Annotated in this window: 21 protein-coding genes; 12 read left to right on the forward strand and 9 right to left on the reverse strand. The window is 65.9% G+C overall.

The window, feature by feature from the left end; all coding sequences use genetic code 11:
* Nucleotides 1–108: 108 nt before the first annotated feature.
* The 6 genes from CIT40_RS00770 to dnaK all read right to left on the reverse strand — a co-directional run bounded on the left by CIT40_RS00770 (nucleotide 109) and on the right by dnaK (nucleotide 5756).
* Nucleotides 109–420 (reverse strand): DUF1330 domain-containing protein, encoded by a 312-nt coding sequence (locus CIT40_RS00770; RefSeq protein ID WP_094894110.1) that lies wholly within the window; start codon nucleotides 418–420, stop codon nucleotides 109–111.
* Between the two features lie 24 nt (nucleotides 421–444).
* Nucleotides 445–1155: an orotidine-5'-phosphate decarboxylase gene (gene pyrF / locus CIT40_RS00775; protein ID WP_094894109.1), complete on the reverse strand. Its 711-nt coding sequence runs from the start codon at nucleotides 1153–1155 to the stop codon at nucleotides 445–447.
* A gap of 5 nt (nucleotides 1156–1160) precedes the next feature.
* The gene (locus CIT40_RS00780) at nucleotides 1161–1739 is read right to left on the reverse strand and encodes an NADPH-dependent FMN reductase (RefSeq protein ID WP_094894651.1); all 579 of its coding nucleotides are present in this window, start codon (nucleotides 1737–1739) and stop codon (nucleotides 1161–1163) included.
* A gap of 57 nt (nucleotides 1740–1796) precedes the next feature.
* Nucleotides 1797–2396, reverse strand: a complete 600-nt coding sequence (locus CIT40_RS00785) for a class I SAM-dependent methyltransferase (RefSeq protein ID WP_027534962.1) — start codon at nucleotides 2394–2396, stop codon at nucleotides 1797–1799.
* An 88-nt stretch (nucleotides 2397–2484) separates the two neighbouring features.
* The gene (gene dnaJ / locus CIT40_RS00790; protein ID WP_094894108.1) at nucleotides 2485–3612 is read right to left on the reverse strand and encodes a molecular chaperone DnaJ; all 1128 of its coding nucleotides are present in this window, start codon (nucleotides 3610–3612) and stop codon (nucleotides 2485–2487) included.
* Nucleotides 3613–3854: 242 nt separating this feature from the next.
* Entirely contained in the window at nucleotides 3855–5756 is a 1902-nt protein-coding gene (gene dnaK / locus CIT40_RS00795; protein ID WP_094894107.1) for a molecular chaperone DnaK, read from the reverse strand.
* Between the two features lie 393 nt (nucleotides 5757–6149).
* On the opposite strand from dnaK, the gene CIT40_RS00800 reads away from it, so the two are divergent.
* Together CIT40_RS00800 and pncA are read left to right on the forward strand one after the other, a co-directional pair.
* Nucleotides 6150–7091 carry a hypothetical protein gene (locus CIT40_RS00800; RefSeq protein ID WP_162307802.1) on the forward strand — a complete coding sequence of 314 codons (942 nt, stop codon included), beginning with the start codon at nucleotides 6150–6152 and terminating at the stop codon, nucleotides 7089–7091.
* Between the two features lie 100 nt (nucleotides 7092–7191).
* The gene (gene pncA / locus CIT40_RS00805; RefSeq protein ID WP_094894105.1) at nucleotides 7192–7914 is read left to right on the forward strand and encodes a bifunctional nicotinamidase/pyrazinamidase; all 723 of its coding nucleotides are present in this window, start codon (nucleotides 7192–7194) and stop codon (nucleotides 7912–7914) included.
* Between the two features lie 64 nt (nucleotides 7915–7978).
* On the opposite strand, the gene grpE is transcribed toward pncA, so the two are convergent.
* On the reverse strand, nucleotides 7979–8596 hold the full coding sequence (grpE, locus tag CIT40_RS00810; protein WP_094894104.1) for a nucleotide exchange factor GrpE: 618 nt from the start codon (nucleotides 8594–8596) through the stop codon (nucleotides 7979–7981).
* A gap of 96 nt (nucleotides 8597–8692) precedes the next feature.
* Nucleotides 8693–9781: a heat-inducible transcriptional repressor HrcA gene (gene hrcA, locus CIT40_RS00815; RefSeq protein WP_094894103.1), complete on the reverse strand. Its 1089-nt coding sequence runs from the start codon at nucleotides 9779–9781 to the stop codon at nucleotides 8693–8695.
* A gap of 181 nt (nucleotides 9782–9962) precedes the next feature.
* On the opposite strand from hrcA, the gene rph reads away from it, so the two are divergent.
* From rph to hemW, 3 genes are read left to right on the forward strand one after another with little or no spacing between them, the layout of a single operon-like run.
* On the forward strand, nucleotides 9963–10676 hold the full coding sequence (gene rph / locus CIT40_RS00820; RefSeq protein WP_094894102.1) for a ribonuclease PH: 714 nt from the start codon (nucleotides 9963–9965) through the stop codon (nucleotides 10674–10676).
* Nucleotides 10677–10687: 11 nt separating this feature from the next.
* A complete protein-coding gene (rdgB, locus tag CIT40_RS00825; RefSeq protein ID WP_094894101.1) occupies nucleotides 10688–11323 on the forward strand; it encodes an RdgB/HAM1 family non-canonical purine NTP pyrophosphatase in 636 nt (211 codons plus the stop codon).
* Entirely contained in the window at nucleotides 11310–12464 is a 1155-nt protein-coding gene (hemW, locus tag CIT40_RS00830; protein ID WP_094894100.1) for a radical SAM family heme chaperone HemW, read from the forward strand. Before rdgB ends, hemW begins: the two co-directional genes overlap by 14 nt.
* Nucleotides 12465–12577: 113 nt before the next feature.
* Here hemW and CIT40_RS00835 read toward each other — a convergent pair whose 3' ends face one another.
* Nucleotides 12578–13810 carry a penicillin-binding protein activator gene (locus CIT40_RS00835; protein ID WP_193550896.1) on the reverse strand — a complete coding sequence of 411 codons (1233 nt, stop codon included), beginning with the start codon at nucleotides 13808–13810 and terminating at the stop codon, nucleotides 12578–12580.
* A gap of 352 nt (nucleotides 13811–14162) precedes the next feature.
* On the opposite strand from CIT40_RS00835, the gene rsmI reads away from it, so the two are divergent.
* The 7 genes from rsmI to CIT40_RS00870 all read left to right on the forward strand — a co-directional run bounded on the left by rsmI (nucleotide 14163) and on the right by CIT40_RS00870 (nucleotide 21345).
* Nucleotides 14163–15113: a 16S rRNA (cytidine(1402)-2'-O)-methyltransferase gene (rsmI, locus tag CIT40_RS00840; protein WP_094894098.1), complete on the forward strand. Its 951-nt coding sequence runs from the start codon at nucleotides 14163–14165 to the stop codon at nucleotides 15111–15113.
* A complete protein-coding gene (locus tag CIT40_RS00845; RefSeq protein WP_094894097.1) occupies nucleotides 15100–15501 on the forward strand; it encodes a YraN family protein in 402 nt (133 codons plus the stop codon). The genes rsmI and CIT40_RS00845 overlap by 14 nt, the downstream gene beginning before the upstream one ends.
* Nucleotides 15502–15511: 10 nt before the next feature.
* Nucleotides 15512–16456, forward strand: a complete 945-nt coding sequence (gene gshB / locus CIT40_RS00850) for a glutathione synthase (RefSeq protein ID WP_094894096.1) — start codon at nucleotides 15512–15514, stop codon at nucleotides 16454–16456.
* A 460-nt stretch (nucleotides 16457–16916) separates the two neighbouring features.
* On the forward strand, nucleotides 16917–17744 hold the full coding sequence (cpaB, locus tag CIT40_RS00855; RefSeq protein WP_094894095.1) for a Flp pilus assembly protein CpaB: 828 nt from the start codon (nucleotides 16917–16919) through the stop codon (nucleotides 17742–17744).
* Between the two features lie 13 nt (nucleotides 17745–17757).
* Nucleotides 17758–19275, forward strand: a complete 1518-nt coding sequence (locus tag CIT40_RS00860; RefSeq protein ID WP_094894094.1) for a type II and III secretion system protein family protein — start codon at nucleotides 17758–17760, stop codon at nucleotides 19273–19275.
* Between the two features lie 49 nt (nucleotides 19276–19324).
* Entirely contained in the window at nucleotides 19325–20059 is a 735-nt protein-coding gene (locus CIT40_RS00865; protein WP_094894093.1) for a CpaD family pilus assembly protein, read from the forward strand.
* The gene (locus CIT40_RS00870; RefSeq protein WP_094894092.1) at nucleotides 20056–21345 is read left to right on the forward strand and encodes a CpaE/TadZ family protein; all 1290 of its coding nucleotides are present in this window, start codon (nucleotides 20056–20058) and stop codon (nucleotides 21343–21345) included. The genes CIT40_RS00865 and CIT40_RS00870 overlap by 4 nt, the downstream gene beginning before the upstream one ends.
* Nucleotide 21346: the final 1 nt, after the last annotated feature.

Consider the following 21346-nt stretch of genomic DNA (forward strand, 5'->3'; position numbering starts at 1 on the left):
TCTCCGCAATTAAAAGTGCCCGTAGGGAGAGATCACCCCACCCCGCTCGCGCTACGCGCGATCGCCCCTCCCCCTCCAGGGGAGGGTAAGAGAGACGGAGACTGTGCCTCAGCCGTCCGACGGCTGCGGGCCGTCATAGCCCTCGATGATGATGAGGTCGGCGATCGAGTGCGGCTGGCGCACCTTGATGTTGGCCTGGTATTCCGGCGAATTGTAGCAGGCGATCGCGGTCTCGTAGTCCGGGAATTCGATCACGACGTTGCGGGTGCGGCTGGCGCCTTCGACGGTGGTGAACTTGCCGGCGCGGACGACGAAACGGCCGCCCCATTTCTTGAAGATCGGACCGTTGGCGACGGCGTAGGGCTTGTAGCCCTCGTCACTGCTCACGTCGACGCGTCCGATCCAGTAGCCTTTTGCCATTGTTCTTCTCCCTGTTGTCAGTTGTTAACCGAGCGCTTGGGCGATCTCGGCATGGATCGCCTCCGCGATTGCCTTGGGGTCGGCGGCTTCCAGCACCGGCCGCCCGACGACGAGATAATCGGCGCCAGCCGTGATCGCTCGGCTGGGCGTCATGATGCGCTTCTGGTCACCGGTCGCCGAACCTGCCGGCCGGATGCCGGGGGTGACGAGGCTCATCTGGTGGCCGACGATCTTGCGCAAATTGCCGACCTCTTCCGGCGAGCAGACGAGGCCGTCGATGCCAAGCACCTGTGCCTGCTGCGCGCGCGCCTCGACCAGCTCGGAGACGCCGAGCCGATAGCCGGCCGCGTGCAGATCGGCCTCGTTGTAGGAGGTCAGCACCGTGACGGCGAGGATCTTCAGGCTCGAATTGCCGCGGCCTTCGACCGCGCCCTTCATGGTCTGCGGATAGGCGTGCACGGTGAGGAAGGTGGCGCCAAGCCTGGTGATGCTCTCGACGCCCTGCATCACGGTGTTGCCGATGTCATGCAGCTTGAGATCGAGAAAGACCTTCTTGCCCTTGTCGGCGAGCTTGCCGACCAGCGGCAATCCGCCGGCATAAGCGAGCCGGTAGCCGATCTTGTAGAAGGTGACGCTGTCGCCGAGACGATTGATGGTCGCCTCGGCGGCCTCCACGCTCGGCAGATCGAGCGCGACGATCAGGCGGTCTTTCGGGGCGATCTCGGCTGGCGTCATGTCACTCACATCATGCGTTGGGAAATGTCGATCAACTGCGCCACCATCTCCTTCAACGCGGCGATGTCGGCCTCGTTCTTGAGCCTGTCCATATCGTCATAGGCCTGGTCGGCAAAGGCGAGCGTAAGCTGGCTGGCAATCACGTTGGCTTGGCAGGAGGTCAGGATCAGCCTGAGCGCCTGCAGCGCACGCGCCGCGCCGAGCCGGCTCTGCGAGGCGCCGGCGAGGGCAAAGGCCCGGTTGCGGAACACCTCGCCGCGCGCCTCGTGAGGATCCTGCACGCGGCTGACCCAGTCGATCGCGTTCTTGAGCAGCGGCGGCACCGAGGCGTTGTATTCGGGCGAGACCAGCAGCACGCCGTGATGGGCGCCGATCATGCGCTTGAGATTGAGCGCTTGCTTGGGCACACCGGACTTGGCCTGGAGATCGCCGTCATAGATCGGCAGCGGAAAATCGGCGAGCGAGATGCGGGTGACGTCGACGCCGGCCCGGGCGAATTCATAGGCGGCGACCGCCGCCAGTTTCGCATTGTGCGAACCGGTGCGCAGCGAGCCGGGAATGACCAGGATTTTGGGGGCGGACATCCGCTTCCATGCGTTCGGCGAAACCAGGCCGCCGCGCAAAGGGAAACGCCGGCGGAATTAGTCCTTGCGATACACCCAGACGCGGGCGGGCGGAAGGTTCATCCAGATCCGTTCCGACGCCTCTGTGGACACGCCGGGCAGCGATTTCGGGATCGGCGGCACCACCGCATAGGTGAACTGGACGAAGGGAGCGCCCGGCGCCAGCGCCGTGAAGGCGTCGCGGATCAGCCGCAGCCGCGTCAGCATCGGTTTTGTCACCAGCGGCAGGCCGGAGACGACCGCGGAGGCCGGCGCGCTCAGGACGTTCCAGAGCGTGTCACGCAGGCGATAGGCATCGCCCTGCACCACCTTGGCCTGCGGATAGCGGTCGCGCAGCAGCGCGCAGAAACCGGGATTGTATTCGACAAGGACGAGACGCTTCTGATCGACACCGCGCTCGACCAGCGCCGAGGTGATGGCGCCGGTGCCGGGTCCGAGTTCGACCACGGGCGCGTCCGAATCGACATCGACGTAATGGGCCATGGTCCGGGCCAGCAGCTTGCCGGACGGCATCACGGCGCCCATGTGCAGGGGCTTTTCGATCCATGATCTGAGAAAGCGCACCTCGTCGTCGAGACGAGGCTTCTTCAACGCACGCGCGGACGATGGCAATGGCATGTCAGGACCGGACGGGACCGCAGGACCGCGGCGTGTCAGAAAATGGTCATAAAGACGTATAGGCCGAAGGCGGCATGGTCAAGCCGAGTCAACTCGCCCGATTACCGAAGAAATCCTTGACCTTGGCGAAGAAGCCCTCGGATTCCGGCTGAGTGTTGCCGCTTGACAGCTTTTCGAACTCGGCCAGCAATTCCTGCTGTTTCTTGGTGAGGTTCTGCGGGGTCTCGACCACGACCTGAACATACATGTCGCCCATCTGGCGCGACCGCAATACCGGCATGCCTTTTGATGCAATGCGGAATCGGCGGTTCGACTGGGTCCCGGCCGGCACCTTCACCTTGGCCTTGCCCTTTTCGATGGTCGGCACCTCGAATTCGCCGCCGAGGGCGGCCGTCACCATCGAGATCGGGACACGGCAATGCAGATCGGCGCCGTCGCGCTGGAAGAACTGGTGCTGGGTCAACGACAGGAAGATGTAGAGGTCGCCGGGGGGACCGCCGCGGACCCCCGCCTCGCCCTCGCCGGCGAGCCTGATCCTCGTGCCGTCCTCGACACCCGGGGGAATGTTGACCGAAAGATTCCGCTCGCGGGTGACGCGGCCCTGGCCCGAGCAGGACGGACAGGCATCCTCGATCATCTGGCCGCGGCCCTGGCAGCCCGGACAGGTCCGCTCCAGCGTGAAGAAGCCCTGCGACTGCCGCACGCGGCCGGCGCCACCGCAGGTCGAACAGGTCTTCGGCTTGGTGCCGGCCTTGGCGCCGATGCCCGAGCAGGCCTCGCAGGTGACCGAGACCGGAATCTCGATCTGCGCGGTCTTGCCGCCGAAGGCTTCCTCGAGCGTGATTTCCATGTTGTAGCGCAGGTCGGCGCCGCGCTCGCGACCACCGCGGCCGCGCTGCCCGGCCATGCCGAACAGATCTTCGAAAATGTCGGAGAAGGAAGAGGCGAAGCCCGCACCGAAGCCGGCGCCACCGCCGCCCTGCTCGAAAGCGGCATGGCCATAGCGGTCATACGCGGCGCGCTTGTCCTTGTCCTTGAGGACCTCGTAGGCCTCGTTGATTTCCTTGAACTTGACTTCGCTGGTGTCGTCCCCGGGATTGCGGTCCGGGTGGAACTTCATCGCAAGCTTGCGGAACGACGATTTCAGAACGGATTCGTCGGCATCGCGTTCGACTTCGAGGGTTTCGTAATAGCAGCGTTTGGTGGACGTGGACATGTGGGACTCGGTCTATCCAATCGCGATTCAAGTCGAAGCGAAACGACGTCGCCACGCGGCGATATAGGCAGCCTTCTGCCTGGCGGCAGAGGGCGTGGCGGCCTTCAGCATAACGGCTGGGAATTGATCGATCGTAACGGGCGACCTGCCCGGCCTTCCCGACACGGCGGCCTCCCCCGCGAAGGGGGAGGCCGGTCGAGCGTGTGGGGTCCAAGCCGCCCGCATCATGACCCTCTCGGGGTTCAGGCGGACTTCTTGTTGTTCTTGTCGTCGTCGACTTCGGTGAACTCCGCGTCGACGACGTCGTCCTTGGCCGCATCCTTCTTGGCGTCGGCCTCGGCCTGCTGCGTGTACATGGCCTCGCCGAGCTTCATCGAAGCCTGGGCCAGCGTCTGGGTCTTGGCCTTGATCGCCTCGGCATCGTCGCCCTTCAGCGCTTCCTTGAGGTCGCCGACGGCATCCTCGATGGCGCGGCGCTCGGTCTCGCCGACCTTCGAACCGTGCTCGGCCAAAGCCTTCTCGGTCGAATGCACCAGACCATCCGCCTCGTTCTTGGCGGTCACGGCCTCGCGGCGCTTCTTGTCCGCCTCGGCATTGGCCTCGGCGTCCTTGACCATCTTCTCGATGTCGGCTTCCGACAGGCCGCCGGAGGCCTGGATGCGGATCTGCTGCTCCTTGCCGGTGGCCTTGTCCTTGGCCGACACGTTGACGATGCCGTTGGCGTCGATGTCGAAGGTCACCTCGATCTGCGGCATGCCGCGCGGAGCCGGCGGAATGCCCATCAGGTCGAACTGACCGAGCATCTTGTTGTCGGCCGCCATTTCACGCTCGCCCTGGAAGACGCGGATGGTCACCGCGTTCTGGCTGTCCTCGGCGGTCGAGAACACCTGGCTCTTCTTGGTCGGGATCGTGGTGTTGCGCTCGATGATGCGGGTGAACACGCCGCCCAGCGTCTCGATGCCCAGCGACAGCGGGGTGACGTCGAGCAGCAGCACGTCCTTGACGTCGCCCTGGAGCACGCCGGCCTGGATCGCAGCGCCGATCGCCACGACCTCGTCCGGGTTGACGCCCTTGTGCGGCTCCTTGCCGAACAGCTGCTTCACGACTTCCTGGACCTTCGGCATGCGCGACATGCCGCCGACCAGAACCACTTCGCCGATCTCACCGGCGGTGAGGCCGGCGTCCTTGATCGCCTTGCGGCAGGGCTCGACGGTCTTCTGGACGAGATCGTCGACCAGCGCTTCGAACTTGGCGCGGGTCAGCTTCATCGTCAGATGCTTCGGGCCGGTCTGGTCCGCGGTGATGAAGGGCAGGTTGATCTCGGTCTGCGTCGTCGAGGATAGCTCGATCTTGGCCTTTTCGGCGGCTTCCTTCAGGCGCTGCAACGCGAGCTTGTCGTTGCGCAGGTTGATGCCCTGCTCCTTCTGGAATTCGTCGGCGAGATAGCCGACCAGACGCATGTCGAAGTCTTCACCGCCGAGGAAGGTATCGCCGTTGGTCGACTTCACCTCGAACACGCCGTCGCCGATTTCGAGAATGGAGATGTCGAAGGTGCCGCCGCCGAGATCGTACACGGCGATCGTGCCGGCCTTGGTCTTGTCGAGGCCATAGGCGAGCGCGGCCGCGGTCGGCTCGTTGATGATGCGCAGCACTTCGAGGCCCGCGATCTTGCCGGCGTCCTTGGTCGCCTGGCGCTGGGCGTCGTTGAAGTAGGCGGGAACGGTGATGACGGCCTGATCGACCTTCTGGCCGAGATGGGCTTCCGCGGTCTCCTTCATCTTCTGCAGGATGAACGCCGAGACCTGCGAGGGCGAGTAGGTCTGGCCGTCGGCCTCGACCCAGGCGTCGCCGTTGGAAGCCTTCACGATCTTGTAAGGGACGAGCTTCTTGTCCTTCTCGACCATCGGGTCGTCGTAGCGGCGGCCGATGAGGCGCTTCACTGCGAAGAAGGTGCGCTCGGGATTGGTGACGGCCTGGCGCTTGGCCGGCTGGCCGACGAGGCGCTCACCGTCGTCCGTCACGGCGACGATCGAAGGCGTCGTGCGCATGCCTTCGGAATTCTCGATGACTTTGGCGTTCTTGCCGTCCATCACGGCGACGCACGAATTCGTGGTGCCGAGATCGATCCCAATGACCTTTCCCATGGTCCGATATCCTTGTTTTTGCGGCAGGTTGGCTGGGCCCAGAAGGCACCCGACCGAAACCCCCTAAGATCAAACATTCGCGATATTGCGATGGTCGAGGCTCATATAGGAGGGGGGCAGGGGCCCGCAAGGACCGAAGCTACGTTTCTGCCGTGAAAACATTGGGTTTTGGATGATGATATCCGGGCTGCACCGCCCTTGCGGGTGAGGAATTATTAACAGGTTCAGGCGTCAGCAAGCCCCGGCTACCGCAAGCTCGCCCGCCCTGTTGCCGCAAGCCCAAACCCGGTAAAAGGCGAACCGGCCCGGACAGCCGCCACGGCTGCTTCGCGCGACAAAGCGGCCCGGTCGCCGACCATCGAACGGCCTCAATGTGAACCAATCAGAGTGCCCATGAAGCTGATCCGTCCCCTCGCCGCGCTCGCCCTCCTCGCCGCAACAGCGTTTCCGGCCCTCGCCGCCGACGCCGTGTTTCCACCCGGCTTGCGCCTCGGCATGGTGCCGCTGGTCGGCCTCACCACGGCAAAGACCTTTCCCGGCTTCGAGAGCGAGGACGGCAACGTCAAGGTGCTGATCACCGAGTTGCCCCCGGCCGCCTATGGCGAGGTCGTGAGCGCGTTCAATTCCAATCCGGCCGGCACAGGCGCCGTCAAGCAGGACAAGATCGAGACGCCCGCAGGCCTCGCTTATTTCACCACCGAGAGCGGCAAGGCGGGCGACACGCCGGTAAAGCGCTATTCGATGATCGTGCCGGGTGCCGGCTTCTCCGGCTACGTCGCGGTGCAGGTCCCGGAGAACGCGACCAAGATCTACACGGATGAGGCGGTGCGGCAGATGTTTGCGAGCGCCACCACCCGCAAGCAGGTCTCGGCAGAGGAGCAGATCGGGTTGATGCCTTTCAAGATCACCGATCTTGCCGAATTCAAGGACATTCGCACGCTGGCGCCGGGCTCAAGCATCATCCTGGCCGACGGCGACGAGAGCTCCGGCTATGAGTCGAAGCCGTTCATGATCCTCGGCCTGATCGGCGCCACGCCGCAACAGGCCGACGACCGCGCCCGCTTCGCCCAGGAGGCGGCGCTGCAGATCCCCGGCGTGCGCGAATCGCGCGTCACCATGTCCGAGCCGATCCGCATCAACGGCCAGCAGGGCTTCGAGACCCGGATCGACGGGGTCAGCGGCAAGGACAAGGTCCCGGTCACCGTGGTGCAATGGATCCGCTTCTCGACCGGCGGCGCCTCGCTGCGCATCGTCGCCAGCGCCCCGCGCGACCAGTGGCCGGCCGCCTTCACCCGCTTCCGCGCCGTGCGCGACGGGATCCAGCCGAAGGGGTAGCCCAACCCCTCACCAATGCCGGCCGCATTTTCGGGCTTCTGTTCGTATACGAACGGAACTAGGCTTTGCTCCCGTTGGACCATCCCAAGGGAGGCGAACGATGCTGGACCGACGACAAATCCTCGCAATGCTTGGAACGACGGCGCTCGCGACTCTCGCGCCAACCGCGCTGTTTGCGGCCGCATCGATCAAGCCGGACGATGCATCCGCGCTGCTCGTGATCGACGTGCAGAACTGCTTCCTGCCCGGCGGCAGCCTCGCGGTGAAAGAGGGCGAGCAGGTCGTGCCCGTCATCAACAAGATCTCGAAAGCGTTTGCGAATGTGGTGATGACGCAGGACTGGCACACGCCGGGCCACGTCTCGTTTGCATCGGTGCATTCCGGCAAGAAGCCGTTCGAGACCGTCGATCTTCCCTACGGCAAGCAGGTGCTGTGGCCCGACCATTGCGTGCAGGGCACCGACGGTGCTTCGCTCTCGAAGGACCTTGCGATCCCGCATGCCGAGCTGATCATCCGCAAAGGCTTTCACAAGGACGTCGACAGCTATTCGGCCTTCCTCGAAGCCGACGGCAAGACCTCGACGGGGCTTGCCGGCTATCTCAAGGGGCGCAAGATCAAGCGCGTCTTCGTCGCCGGCCTCGCGACGGATTTCTGCGTCGCATGGACCGCGCTCGACGCGCGCAAGGCGGGCTTCGAGGTCTATGTGGTGGAAGACGCCTGCCGCGGCATCGACAATCAGGGATCGCTCGCCAAAGCCTGGGCCGATATGGCCAAGGCCGGCGTGAAGCGGATTCAGTCTGCGGATATCGCGGTGAGCGCCTAGAACACGCTCTATCCTTCCGTCATTCCGGGGCGCGCGTCAGCGCGAGCCCGGAATGACACCAAATTCAGTTGGCAGCGCCGCTCGACTCGTTGCTGTTCGCGGCCGGCGCGGGCTTCGCGCCGCCCTTGGCGACGCCGACCAGGGCCGGGCGCAACACGCGCTCGCCGATCGTGTAGCCGGCCTGCATGACCTGCACCACGGTGCCTGACGGCACCGACGCATCAGGCACCTCGTACATCGCCTGGTGGAAGTTCGGGTCGAACTTCTGGCCCTGCGGATCCAGCTTCTTCACGCCGTGCTTTTCCAGCGCGCTGTGCAGCGAGCGCTCGGTGAGCTCGACACCCTCGATCAGCGCGGTCAGGCCGGGATCGGCCGTGGCGCGCGCCTCGGGCGGAACGGCATCGAGCGCGCGCTGGAGATTGTCGGCGATGTCGAGCACGTCGCGGGCAAAGCCGGTGATGCCGTAGAGGCGGGCGTCGGCGACCTCCTTGGTGGTGCGCTTGCGCAGATTCTCCATCTCGGCCAGCGTCCGCAGCATGCGGTCACGCGCCTCGGCGGCTTCCTTCTGCAACGTTTCGACTGAGCCGGGCTCGGGATCGTCGGGCATGATGTAGGGTTTCGACACCACGGGCTCGCCGGTCGGCGGGGTCATATCGTCGGGTTGCCGGTCTCGATCGGTCATCGGCTGTAATCTCGAACTCGTTTGCAGGGATTGTTGGCCCGGATATCGTGCCTAAGCCGACGAAAATCAAGCGCCCGTGATCGGATCAACCGCCGGTCAGCCTCCCAGCAGGCGACTGACGATGCGGGCGGCGTAGTCCACGGTCGGGATCACGCGGGCATAATTCAGCCGCGTCGGCCCGATCACGCCCAAAACGCCGACGATATGGCCGGCGGCATCCCGATAGGGCGAGATGATGGTGGAGGACCCCGACAGCGAAAACAGCTTGTTTTCGCTGCCGATGAAGATGCGCACGCCCTCGGCGGTCTCGGCGCGTCCCAGCAGGTCGATCACGCCGCGCTTGGTCTCGAGATCGTCGAACAAGAGCCGGACCCGCTCCAGATCCTCCAGCGCATGCAGATCCTCGAGCAGATTGGCGTGGCCGCGGACGATGAGCTGGCGGTCCTCGTTCTCGCCGCCGGACCAGCTGGCGATGCCGGCGGAAATCACCTTCTGTGCCAGCTGGTCGAGCTCGGCGCGGGCCTCTCCAAGCGCCGTCTCGAGCTCGAGCCTGGCCTCGGCCAGGGTACGGCCGCGGATGCGCGCATTGAGGAAATTGCCGGCCTCGGTGATCGCCGAGGAGGGAACTCCAGGGGGCAGCGACAGCACGCGGTTTTCGACCTGGCCATCCTCGCCGACCAGGATCACCAACGCCTTTTCCGGTTCCAGGCGCACGAATTCGATGTGCTTCAGCCGCGCATTGGATTTCGGTGTCAGCACCACCGCGGCGGCGCGGGTCAAGCCCGAGAGCCGCGTCAGCGCCTGGTCCAGCGCCGCCTCGACCGAGTGCGCCTGGCCGACGGAGGTGAGCTGGCTCTGGATCGACTGCCGCTCGGCCTCGTTGAGGTCGCCGACCTGCATCAGGGCATCGACGAAGAAGCGCAGGCCGAGTTCCGTCGGCAGCCGGCCGGCGGAGGTGTGCGGCGCATAGATCAGGCCGAGCTGTTCCAGATCGGCCATGACGTTGCGGACCGAGGCCGGCGACAGCGGCATGGCGATCAGGCGCGAAATATTGCGCGAGCCCACGGGCTCACCGGTCGCGAGATAACTTTCGACAATTTGACGAAAGATGTCGCGAGAACGCTCGTTGAGCTGAGCGAGGCCCGCGCGCGGCGCGATCAGATGGATCGGATCGTGATGGGCCACAGACGGTAACTCCTGTCAGACGCACGTAATTTGTCCATCCGGGAGGGTTCTGACAAGCGCCGCGTTTGCAGGGCGGAAAACCAGGGGCGAAAAAGCCTTGTCCTTTCCCCTTGCCGCATACCCTCACCCCACCTACAAGCACCGCGAACAGCCCTTACCTGCGAGTTTTGGAGGATTTCCCATGCGGCCAAGCCGCCGTGCGCCCGACGAATTGCGCCCCGTGACGCTGGAGCGCGGCGTGGTCAAATACGCGGAAGGCTCCTGCCTGGTGAAATTCGGCGACACCCATGTGCTGGTCACCGCCACGCTGGAAGATCGCCTGCCGCCGTGGCTGAAGGGCCAGGGCCGCGGCTGGGTGACCGCAGAGTACGGCATGCTGCCGCGCGCGACCTCCGAACGCACCCGGCGCGAGGCCGCCGCCGGCAAGCAAAGCGGCCGCACCGTCGAGATCCAGCGCCTGATCGGCCGCTCGCTGCGTACCATCGTCGATCTCGAAGCGCTCGGTGAGCGCCAGATCACGGTCGATTGCGACGTGCTCCAGGCCGACGGCGGCACGCGTACGGCCTCGATCACAGGCGCCTGGGTCGCGCTCGCCGATTGCATCAGCTGGATGAAGGCGCGCAACATGATCAAGGCCAACGTGATGCGCGACAACGTCGCCGCGATCTCCTGCGGCATCTACAACGGCGCGCCGGTGCTCGATCTCGACTACGCCGAGGATTCGGAAGCCCAGACCGACGCCAATTTCGTCATGACCGGCGATGGCCGCATCATCGAGGTGCAGGGCACGGCGGAACGCGAGCCGTTCACGCAGGACGAGTTCCTGGCGCTGATGGCGCTGGCCCAGAAGGGCATCGCGCGTCTCGTGGACTTGCAGAAACTGGCTGTCGCGTAGTCAATAGGCCCATGCACCGCCGAATCACCGGAAAGCTGGTCATCGCCACCCACAATCCCGGCAAGCTCGCCGAGATGAAGGAGCTGCTCGCGCCTTACGGCATCGAGGCGGTGTCCGCCGGTGAACTCGGCCTCGGCGAGCCCGACGAGACCGGCAACGATTTCCGCAGCAATGCCGCGATCAAGGCGATCGCGGCGGCGCAGGCGACCGGGCTTCCCGCCTTCGCCGATGATTCCGGAATTGTGGTCGACGCGCTCGACGGCGCGCCCGGAATCTACAGCGCGCGCTGGGCCGGCCCGACCAAGGATTTCAACGCGGCGATGGCGCAGATCGAGCGCCTGCTGCAGGAGCGCGGCGCGACCACACAGGACAAGCGCAAGGCGCATTTCGTCTCCGCGCTCTGCGTTGCCTGGCCCGACGATCATCTCGAGGAGGTCGAGGCGCGCGTCGACGGCACGCTGGTCTGGCCGCCACGCGGTACCGCCGGCTTCGGCTATGACCCGATGTTTTTGCCCGACGGCCACAACCGTACCTTCGGCGAGATGGAAAGCATCGAGAAGCACGGCCTGCCCCCGCTCGGCCTCGGCCTCTCGCACCGCGCCCGCGCCTTCGTGAAACTGGCGGAGATCTGCCTTGAGCCGCGCTAACAAAGCTTTCGGCGTCTATGTGCACTGGCCGTTCTGCCTGTCAAAGTGCCCCTATTGCGATTTCAACAGCCACGTCCGCCACGCCGCGATCGACGAGGCGCGCTTCGCCTCCGCCTTCGCGCGCGAGATCGAAACCACCGCGCAGCGCGCGCCGGGCCGTGAGGTCAGCTCGATCTTCCTCGGCGGCGGCACGCCGTCGCTGATGCAGCCTTCAACCGTCGGCGCGGTGCTCGATGCCATCGGCAAGCACTGGACCGTCGCCGGCGACGTCGAAGTGACGCTTGAGGCGAATCCGACCAGCGTCGAAGCCACGCGCTTTGCCGGCTATCGCGCAGCCGGCGTCAACCGCGTCTCGCTCGGCGTGCAGGCGCTCGACGATGCCTCGCTGAAGGCGCTCGGCCGCATGCACAGTGCGCGCGAGGCGCTCGACGCTGTCGCGATCGCGCGCCGCTCGTTCGACCGCTATTCGTTCGACCTGATCTACGCCCGTCCCGACCAGACGCCGGCGATGTGGGCCGATGAACTTCGTCTCGCGATTGACGAGGCGGCCGAGCATCTGTCGCTCTATCAATTGACGATCGAGGAAGGCACGCCGTTCTTCGGCCTGCACCAGGCCGGCAAGCTGAAGACGCCGGACGAAGCGGTCGCGCGCGCGCTCTACGACGTCACGCAGGAAACCTGCGACAAGCTCGGGCTGCCAGCCTACGAGATCTCCAATCACGCGCGGCGCGGCGCCGAGTGCCGGCACAATCTGGTCTATTGGCGCGGCGAGGAATATGCCGGCATCGGCCCGGGCGCCCATGGCCGGCTCGACATCGACGGCATCAGGCACGCCATCGCCACCGAGAAGCGTCCCGAGGCCTGGCTGATGCGGGTCGAGACCAACGGCCATGGTGTCGTCACCGACGATCTCCTCAACAGCGAAGAGCGCGCCGACGAATTCTTGTTGATGGGATTGCGTTTGGCCGAGGGCATCGACCCCGAGCGCTACAAGGCTCTCTCCGGCCGCCCGCTCGACCCCAAGCGCATCGCGCTGCTGCGCGAGGAAGGCGCCATCACGGTCGATGCGACGGGCCGCCTGCGCGTGACCAGCAGCGGATTTCCGGTGCTCGATGCGGTGGTCGCGGATCTGGCGGCGTAAGCAGCTGTCGTAGGGTGGGCAAAGCGAAGCGTGCCCACGCATTTTTCTATCGAAAGAGATCGTGGGCACGGCGCAAGAGCGCCTTTGCCCACCCTTCCGCACCGTCGTCCGGATTAAGCCCCAAAACTCTTCGGCGAGCCCGCGACCGCGACGCCGCCACCTTGCGTCACCTTCATCACCGCAAGTCCGCGCTCATTGGTTCCGTCGGCGCGGAAGCGGAACAGGCCGTCGATGCCGGCGAAGCCCGACGGATTGGTGAGCACGTCCGGCGAGAAGCGCGTGGTGCCTTGCGTACGCGCCAGCGCGGCGACGAGCGCGACCGCGTCATAGGCCAGCGTCGCGGTGCGAATCGGCTCCGCGCCATATTTGGTGCGATAGCGGCCGGAGAACGCGCGAAAACCGGCTGGATCGGGCGCGGCGTAGAGGCCGCCCTGCAGGCTGGCATTGGCATAGACCCGCGGATTGTCCCACAGGCCAGTGCCGAGCAGCTGGATGTTGCGCAGATTCGCGCCTGCGGCTGTCATTGCATCGGCGACCGACACCACGGCGTCGCCGTCATCGGCGATGAGCAGCGCGTCCGCGCTGCCGAGCTGCTGCGCCACGGTGCGCGCCGGCGTGGCGCGATCGGCGCCGTATTTCTCGAAGGCGACGATGCGCCCGCCGCGCCGCGGCACCGCGGCCTTCACGGCGGCCTCGACGACATTGCCATAGGCATTCTCGGGCACCAGCACGGCGACGGAGCGCTTTCCGATGCTGGCGGAATATTCGACGATGCGGTTGACGTCGGACTCCGGCAGGAAGGACAGCAGATAGACGCCGCGGCCGGAGATGCTCGAATCGGTCGAGAACGCGATCACCGAAATGCCGCGCGTGCGCGCGACTTGCGCCACCGCCGGCACCGATTGCGCGAACAGTGGTCCCAGAATGATCTCGGCGCCTTCGTCGACGGCCTGCTGCGCGGCCGCCTGCGCGCCTTGCGGGCTGCCATTGTCGTCCTTGATCAGCAGCTGGATGTTCGGGTTCTGAAACTCCGCCAGCGCCATCTCGGCGGCGTTGCGCATGGATTGCGCGGCCAGGCCGGCATTGCCGGCGGCCGAGAGCGGCAGGATCACGGCGACCTTCACACCTCCGGTACCTGCGGTCGTCGCCTGCTGCGGGGGACCCGCCGGCTGGGCCGGCGGCGTCGAGCTCGAGAACGGGCTGGAAAACTGGCTCAGACTCTGCTGCACGCCGGCGCAGGCCGACAGCAGGGGCGCGCCGAGCAGCAGGCCGAGCGCGCTCCGGCGGGTCGCCCCTGACATCAGGGACCCCGGAATGGGAGATTTTGGATAACGCGGGCCCACCATGGCAGCTTCTCTTCTGACCCGCCGGCGCCGGCCGGTCATGATACTCGTTCCACGACACAAGCCGCGGATTCAGGCATATTGTCGGCAAATAGTTAACCGAAACAAAAGGATAATAGCCGATTAACGCGGCCGCTTTCCGGTTCCAGCAGCTGTTTGCCCTCGCTCATTCAGCATCAAGGCGGCGTTTCGGTCGCGAATATGGCGCGAGAGCCCTCACTGCCTCTCGACGTGATCCTGGATCGATCACATTCCCGTCCGTTCCTCGCCCCTCACCTCGGTACGATCTTTGGGCACGATCTTTTTCGGCGAGCCGGTTCCCAGCCCTACGGATCGTGCCTAAGTTGGCTTCATTATGCGCGCAAAGCCGGCCCCGATAAATACGCCTGAAGCTCAAGACGCCGCCTCGCGCGGCTTCTCCATCGATGCCCATCGTCTAGCGGCGCCGAAGGCGGCACCGGGGCTGCATCTGGTCGCAACCCCCATCGGCAATCTCGGCGACATCACGCTGCGGGCGCTCCAGACCCTCGCGGGCGTCGACGTCATCGCCTGCGAGGATACCCGCATCACCCGGCGTCTGACCGAGCGCTACGCCATCGCGGCGCAGCTCAAGCAATATCACGAGCACAATGCGGAAGCAGCGCGCCCGAAAATCCTGGAGGCGCTGGGGCAGGGCGGCTCGATCGCACTGGTCTCCGACGCCGGCACGCCGCTCATCTCCGATCCCGGCTTCAAGCTGGTGCGCGAGGTCTGCGCCGCCGGCCATGCGGTGTATGCCCTGCCCGGCCCGTCCTCGGTGCTGGCGGCGCTGGCGGTCGCGGCGCTGCCGACCGACCGCTTTTTCTTCGAAGGCTTCCTGCCGGCGAAGTCAGCCGCACGAAAGGCGCGCTTGACGGAACTTGCGCGCATCGACGCCACGCTGGTGATGTTCGAGTCCGGCAACCGCGTGCAGGACACGCTCGCAGAGCTCGCCGAGATCATGGGCACGCGCGAGGCCGCGATCTGCCGCGAGCTGACCAAGCTGCACGAGCAGATCTCGCGCGCACCGTTGAGCCAGCTGGCGCGCGAGGCCGATGCGCTGGAGACGCGCGGCGAGTTCGTGCTGGTGATCGCTCCGCCGGCTGATGACGCCGAGATGCTGACATCGGACGCGCTGGACGATCTGTTGCGCGAGCAGCTTGCCGCGCACAGCGTCAAGGATGCCGTGGCGCATGCGGTCGCGCTCTCGGGCCGGCCGCGCCGCGAGGTCTATGCCCGCGCGCTGGAGCTCGCCAAGGACCTGAGGGACGGCGATGGCGAAGATTGAGGTGCCGGCGGAACCGAAGGTCGCCTCGCCCGAGCGTGTCGCCGCGTTCCACACCGGCATCTCCGCGGAGAGTCGCGCAGCCGCCTATCTGATGGCCAAGGGCTACCGCATCCTCGCCAGGCGCTACCGCACCCCGCATGGCGAGATCGACATCGTGGCGCGCCGCCGCAATCTGATCGCCTTCGTCGAGGTCAAGGCGCGGGCCACGCTGGATGACGCCGCCTTCGCCGTGACGCCGCGCCAGCAGCAGCGCATCATCGACGCCGCGCAAGGCTGGCTCGCCGCGCATCCCGAGCATGCCGAATTCGAATTGCGATTCGACGCCATGCTGATTGCGCCGAAGCGACTTCCGCGCCATGTGTTGGCGGCATTCGACGCCTCGACCTGAAAGGCAGACCATGAAACTGAACGTCGCCGTCCAGATGGACCCCATCGCCCGCATCAACATCAAGGGCGATTCCACCTTCGCGCTGCTGCTGGAGGCGCAGAAGCGCGGCCATGGCCTGTCTTATTACACGCCCGACAAGCTCTCGATGGTCGGCGAGGAGATCGTCGCTCCGGTTCAGCTCCTGACGGTGCGCGACGAGCCCGGCAACCACTTCACGCTCGGCGAGTCCAGGCGCGAGGCGCTGAACGGCTTTGACGTGGTGCTGCTGCGCCAGGACCCGCCGTTCGACCTCGCCTACATCACCTCGACGCATCTTCTGGAGCGCATCCATCCGAAGACGCTGGTGGTCAACGATCCCGCCTCGGTGCGCAACGCGCCGGAAAAGCTGTTCGTAATGAACTTTCCGCAACTGATGCCGCCGACCCTGATCTCGCGCGACCTCGACGAGATCAACGCCTTCCGCGACAAGCACGGTGCCGTCGTGATGAAGCCGCTGCACGGCCATGGCGGCGCGGCGGTGTTCCGCGTGATGCCGCAGGACATGAATTTCGGCTCGCTCTACGACATGTTCTCGGTGACGTTCAAGGAAGCGTGGGTGATCCAGCAATTCATCCCCGAGGTGAGGCACGGCGACAAGCGCATCATCCTGGTCAACGGCGAGTTCGCCGGCGCGGTCAACCGCGTGCCCGCCGCCGACGATCTTCGCTCCAACATGGTGCGCGGCGGCGCGGCGCAGGAGACCGAGCTCACCCCGCGCGAGCGCGAAATCTGTGCCACCGTAGGCCCGGCGCTGCGCGAGCGCGGCCTGCTGTTCGTCGGCATCGACGTCATCAACGGCAACCTCACCGAGATCAACGTGACCTCGCCGACCGGCATCCGCGCCATCGCGCGCCTCGGCGGGCCTGATGTTGCGGCGAAGGTCTGGGACGTGATCGAGCAGAAGCGGGCGAAGTAGGAACTTTAGGGCCCGCCGCCACCAATCTGTCGCCGTCGTCCTGAGGTGGCCGCTTCTTCAGCGGCCCTCGAAGGACGACAGCCCGGCTGCTGCCCCATTGGGGCGTCCATCCTTCGAGGCTCGCCTTGCGATGCGTTGCATCGCAAGGCTCACACCTCAGGATGACGGATCGCCACCGTCGTTGCTTCGGTTTCTTCGCCGTGACGGCTGGTCTTCACATCACTAACCACCCATTCACCATGACGCCCGGCGCTTCATTCGATCGCAGGAGCCGGCCCGCGTGAATCTACGGGGCCGCTGGCCGAGACAATAACGCCTCGTTCACCATCTGCCGAGAACCAGCATCGCAGCCGGCCGGCGCGTTCCGCCTCGCAACACCCCTTATACTTTTACTCCCTACTCATCGACACGGGGGAACACGCCAAGTGCGGTTCGAGTGCCCCGCGTATGAGTAAAGCGTATGAACACCGCACGCATCGTCGTTCTCGTCATCGCGCTGGGCGCCGGCGGCGTCGCGGCCTATCTGGCGAGCGGCTTCGACAACAAGCCCGCACCCGTCCTGCCTGTCGCCGAGAAGCTGCCGACCGTCGAAGTGCTCGTCGCCAAGTCCGACATCGGGCTCGGGCAGGCCGTGAAGCCCGAGGACCTGCAATGGCAAGCCTGGCCGGCAGCGACCGCGAGCAGCGCCTTCATCCGCCGCGACAGCAGGCCCGAGGCGCAGAGCCAGATCGCCGGCTCGATCGCCCGCGTGCCCCTGATGCAGGGCGAGCCGATCCGCGAGCAGAAGCTGGTCAAGGCCGACGGCTCCGGCTTCATGGCTGCGATCCTGCCCGCCGGGATGCGCGCCGTTTCCACCGAGATTTCAGCCGAGACCGCCGCCGGCGGCTTCATCCTTCCGAATGACCGCGTCGACATCGTCCTGACCCGCCGCCTGAAGAACCCCGACGGCGCCAACAACAATAATGGTCCGACCGGCGGCAACGACCTCGTCCTGTCCGAGGTCCTCCTGACCAATATCCGCGTGCTCGCGATCGATCAGGCGCCAAAGGAGAAAGACGGCCAGAACGCCGTCGTCGGCAAGACCGTCACGCTCGAACTCAAGCCGGAACAGGTCGCCACGCTCTCGGTCGGCCGCCAGGCCGGCACACTCACGCTCGCGCTGCGCAGCATCGCCGACGCCAACGCGATCGAGCTCTCGGCCGAAGATTTGGCGGCGAAGCGCTCGGGCGGCGGCGTGAACGTAATCCGTTATGGCGTGCAGGCAAGGCAACTGACGTCACAGAAGTGATGATGGGGATACAATGAACGACGGGGAAGATCGGACCGGCCTGCGCCTTCGGGGGAAGCGCACGCGCTCGTTCTGGACGAGGACGATGCTGTTGCTAGGGCTGCTCGCAGCCCCCGACCTCGTCAGCGCCGCGGATGCGCCGGTGGGCGACCAGGCGCCGATGCAGGCACCGGATCTCGGCGTGTCGTCGGTCGCGACCATCGCACCGGCGAGGACTCGTTTTCTCTCGCTTGGCGTCGGCAAATCCGTCGTCATCGACCTGCCGCGCGAGGTCAAGGACGTGCTGGTGGCAGATCCCAAGATCGCCAATGCAGTCATCCGCTCGGCGCAGCGCGCCTATATCATCGGCGGTCAGGTCGGCCAGACCAACGTCGTTTTCTTCACCGCAGACGGCCAGCAGGTCGCCGCCTATGACATCGCAGTGAAGCGCGACCTCAACGGCATGCGCGCGGCCCTGCGCCAGTCGCTGCCGGGCGTTCAGATCGAAGGCGTCGGCGACAGCGTGATGCTGACCGGATCGGTGTCGAGCCCGGTCGAGGCCCAGCAGGCCGGCGACGTCGCCGCAAAACTGGTCGGCGGTTCGGACAAGGTCGTCAACAACATCGTCGTGCGCGGCCGCGACCAGGTGATGCTCAAGGTCGTCGTCGGCGAAGTGCGCCGCGACATCGTCAAGCAGCTCGGCGTCGATCTCAGCGCCAGCCTGAACGCCGGCACCGCGGTGGTGAATTTCAACAATTCCAACCCGTTCTCGGTCTCGGGCGGGCCGATCGTCGGCAGCAACGGGCTCGGCCTCGGCGGCATCACCAAGGGCGTCGCCACCGTCAACGCGACCATGCGCGCGATGGAAAGCGCCGGCGTCATGCGCACGCTCGCCGAACCGAGCCTGACCGCGATCTCGGGCGAATCCGCCACCTTCATCGCCGGCGGCGAATTCCCGATTCCGGCAGGCTATTCCTGCGATCCCGTCACCCACGTCTGTACCACCCAGATCACCTACAAGAAGTTCGGCATCTCGCTGAACTTCACCCCGGTCGTGCTCAGCGAAGGCCGCATCAGCCTGCGCGTGATGACCGAGGTCTCGGAGCTGTCGAATACGAATTCGATCACCTTGACGCAGGCGGTGTCCTCGACCTCGAGCAACTCGATCACCATCCCCTCGATCCAGACCCGCCGCGCCGAGACGACGCTGGAGATTCCCTCCGGCGGCTCGATGGCGATGGCCGGCCTGATCCAGCAGCAGACCAAGCAGGCGATCAACGGCCTTCCCGGCATCGACCAGGTGCCGATCATCGGCGCGCTGTTCCGCAGCCAGGACTTCGTCAACAACGAGACCGAACTGATGGTGATCGTGACGCCCTATGTGGTGCGCGCGGTCGCCCAGAAAGAATTGGCGCGGCCCGACGACGGCTTCGCGCCGGCCTCGGACGCGCAGACCGCACTGCTCGGCCGCATGAACCGCCTCTATGGCGTCGCGCGCCGCGTCGATCCGATCGCCGGCACGCCGGGCGATTTCGGCTTCATCATCGACTGAGGCGAACGGACGGCCGGGGAACGGGAATCGGGCAAGAGGGGACCAGGCGATGACGACAACATCAGCCGATCGACGTCGCAAGCTGCAGGTCGCGCTGGCACTGACGGGGCTCTCCGTCATGCTGGGCGCCTGCAACACCACCGGTGAGATCGTCACCCAGACGGTGCCGACCGACTATCGCCAGCGCCACCCGATCGCGGTGCAGGAAGGCAAGAAGTCGATCGTGATCTTCGTCGGCAAGGCGAGGGGCGGCCTGTCGCCCGCGCAGCATTCGGACGTCGCGGGCGTCGCCCGGGACTGGGTGCGCGAGGGCACCGGCTCGGTCGTCGTCGACGTTCCCGTCGACAGCGCGAATTCGCGCGCGGCGGCCGCGACCTATCAGGAAATCCGTTCCGTGCTCGCATCCGGCGGCGTGCCGTCGCGCGCCATCGTCCAGCATCCCTATCGCCCCGAGGATCCCGGGCTGCTGCCCACCATCCGCCTGAGCTATTCGAAGATGGCCGCGGTCGCCGGCCCCTGCGGACTGTGGCCGGAAGACCTCGGCCCCTCGATCCTCGATCCCGGCTACAACGAGAACCGCCCCTACTTCAATCTCGGCTGCGCCAGCCAGCGCAATCTCGCCGCGATGATCGACAATCCGGCCGACCTCGAGCAGCCGCGATCCGAAACGCCGGCCTATACCGCGCGGCGCGACATCGCCTTCGATCGCTACCGCAAGGGCACCGCGATCTCGACTCCCAATTCCGAAGCCGACAAGGCCAAGCTCAGCGACACAGGCAAATGACCGTTATCAACGACGAAGAAGCGGACGATCCAGGCCACCCCGAGGAACACATTGCGCCGGTTCCCCGCATCTCGGTGCAGGCGTTCTGCGAAACCGAGAAGACCCTGGCCGCGGTGACCGCGGCGGGGCAGGACCGCCGGCTGGCCAAGGCGCACCTCACCGCCAAGGACGGCGGCCTTGCCGCGGCGATCGAAGTCTATGAAACGATGCCGACGCCGAACGTGATCGTGATCGAATCCGACGGCACCCGCGACATCCTCGAGGGGCTCGACGACCTCGCCGGCGTCTGCGACCCCGGCACCCGCGTGGTCGTGATCGGCAATCCCAACGACACCGCGCCCTATCGCGAGCTGGTGCGCCGCGGCGTCAACGATTATGTGGTGGGACCGGTCGAAACCCTCGACGTGGTCCGCTCGATCTGCAGCCTGTTCTCGGCCTCCGAGGCCATCATCACCGGCCGCGTCATCGCGGTGGTCGGCGCCAAGGGCGGCGTCGGCGCCTCCACCGTCGCGCACAATCTGGCCTGGACCATCGCGCGTGACCTCGCGCTCGATTCCGTCGTGATCGACCTCGACCTCGCCTTCGGCACCGCGGGCCTCGACTACAATCAGGACCCGGTTCAGGGCATCGCCAACGCGGTGCTGTCGCAGGACCGGCCGGACACCGCGCTGATGGAGCGCCTGCTCTCCAAATGCACCGAGCGCCTCAGCCTGCTCGCAGCGCCCGCCACGCTCGACCGGGTCTATGATTTCGGCGCCGAAGCGTTCGACGCCATATTCGACACGCTGCGCATGACCACGCCCTGCATCGTGCTCGACGTTCCCCACCAATGGTCCGGCTGGACCCGGCGCGCGCTGGTGAACGCCGACGACATCGTCATCGTGGCCGAGCCGGATCTCGCCAATCTGCGCAACACCAAGAACATGCTGAGCGTGCTGAAGGCGGCGCGGCCGAACGACCGGCCGCCGCTGTACTGCATCAACCAGGTCGGCATGCACAAGCGCGCGGAGATCGACGTCAAGTCGTTCGCCAAGACCATGGAAAGCCAGCCGATCGCGGTGATCCCGTTCGATTCGAAACTGTTCTCGACCGCAGCCAATAACGGCCAGATGATCGCGGAGGTCTCCAAGGGCCACCGCACCACCGAGCTGTTCCAGAACATGGCGAACCGCCTCGCCGGCCGCGGCGAGGTCAAGAAGCCGAAGCGCTCGCTGTTCGGGCCGCTGCTGAAGAAGCTGAAGAGCAGGTCAAGCCGCAACTCCGCGCCGCATCGCAAGGCGTCGTAAG

The sequence above is a fragment of the Bradyrhizobium amphicarpaeae genome (assembly GCF_002266435.3).
GTDB classification, from domain to species: Bacteria; Pseudomonadota; Alphaproteobacteria; order Rhizobiales; family Xanthobacteraceae; genus Bradyrhizobium; species Bradyrhizobium amphicarpaeae.

Bases quoted from the DNA above. Each gene is read 5' to 3' on its own strand.
- pyrF (WP_094894109.1), bottom strand. From the start codon at position 1,155: ATGACGCCAGCCGAGATCGCCCCGAAAGACCGCCTGATCGTCGCGCTC.
- CIT40_RS00785 (WP_027534962.1), bottom strand. From the start codon at position 2,396: ATGCCATTGCCATCGTCCGCGCGTGCGTTGAAGAAGCCTCGTCTCGAC.
- CIT40_RS00780 (WP_094894651.1), bottom strand. From the start codon at position 1,739: ATGTCCGCCCCCAAAATCCTGGTCATTCCCGGCTCGCTGCGCACCGGT.
- CIT40_RS00865 (WP_094894093.1), top strand. From the start codon at position 19,325: ATGACGACAACATCAGCCGATCGACGTCGCAAGCTGCAGGTCGCGCTG.
- CIT40_RS00835 (WP_193550896.1), bottom strand. From the start codon at position 13,810: ATGGTGGGCCCGCGTTATCCAAAATCTCCCATTCCGGGGTCCCTGATG.
- grpE (WP_094894104.1), bottom strand. From the start codon at position 8,596: ATGACCGATCGAGACCGGCAACCCGACGATATGACCCCGCCGACCGGC.
- CIT40_RS00845 (WP_094894097.1), top strand. From the start codon at position 15,100: ATGGCGAAGATTGAGGTGCCGGCGGAACCGAAGGTCGCCTCGCCCGAG.
- dnaJ (WP_094894108.1), bottom strand. From the start codon at position 3,612: ATGTCCACGTCCACCAAACGCTGCTATTACGAAACCCTCGAAGTCGAA.
- CIT40_RS00770 (WP_094894110.1), bottom strand. From the start codon at position 420: ATGGCAAAAGGCTACTGGATCGGACGCGTCGACGTGAGCAGTGACGAG.
- dnaK (WP_094894107.1), bottom strand. From the start codon at position 5,756: ATGGGAAAGGTCATTGGGATCGATCTCGGCACCACGAATTCGTGCGTC.
- gshB (WP_094894096.1), top strand. From the start codon at position 15,512: ATGAAACTGAACGTCGCCGTCCAGATGGACCCCATCGCCCGCATCAAC.
- rsmI (WP_094894098.1), top strand. From the start codon at position 14,163: ATGCGCGCAAAGCCGGCCCCGATAAATACGCCTGAAGCTCAAGACGCC.
- rdgB (WP_094894101.1), top strand. From the start codon at position 10,688: ATGCACCGCCGAATCACCGGAAAGCTGGTCATCGCCACCCACAATCCC.
- cpaB (WP_094894095.1), top strand. From the start codon at position 16,917: ATGAACACCGCACGCATCGTCGTTCTCGTCATCGCGCTGGGCGCCGGC.
- pncA (WP_094894105.1), top strand. From the start codon at position 7,192: ATGCTGGACCGACGACAAATCCTCGCAATGCTTGGAACGACGGCGCTC.
- CIT40_RS00860 (WP_094894094.1), top strand. From the start codon at position 17,758: ATGAACGACGGGGAAGATCGGACCGGCCTGCGCCTTCGGGGGAAGCGC.
- rph (WP_094894102.1), top strand. From the start codon at position 9,963: ATGCGGCCAAGCCGCCGTGCGCCCGACGAATTGCGCCCCGTGACGCTG.
- CIT40_RS00800 (WP_162307802.1), top strand. From the start codon at position 6,150: ATGAAGCTGATCCGTCCCCTCGCCGCGCTCGCCCTCCTCGCCGCAACA.
- CIT40_RS00870 (WP_094894092.1), top strand. From the start codon at position 20,056: ATGACCGTTATCAACGACGAAGAAGCGGACGATCCAGGCCACCCCGAG.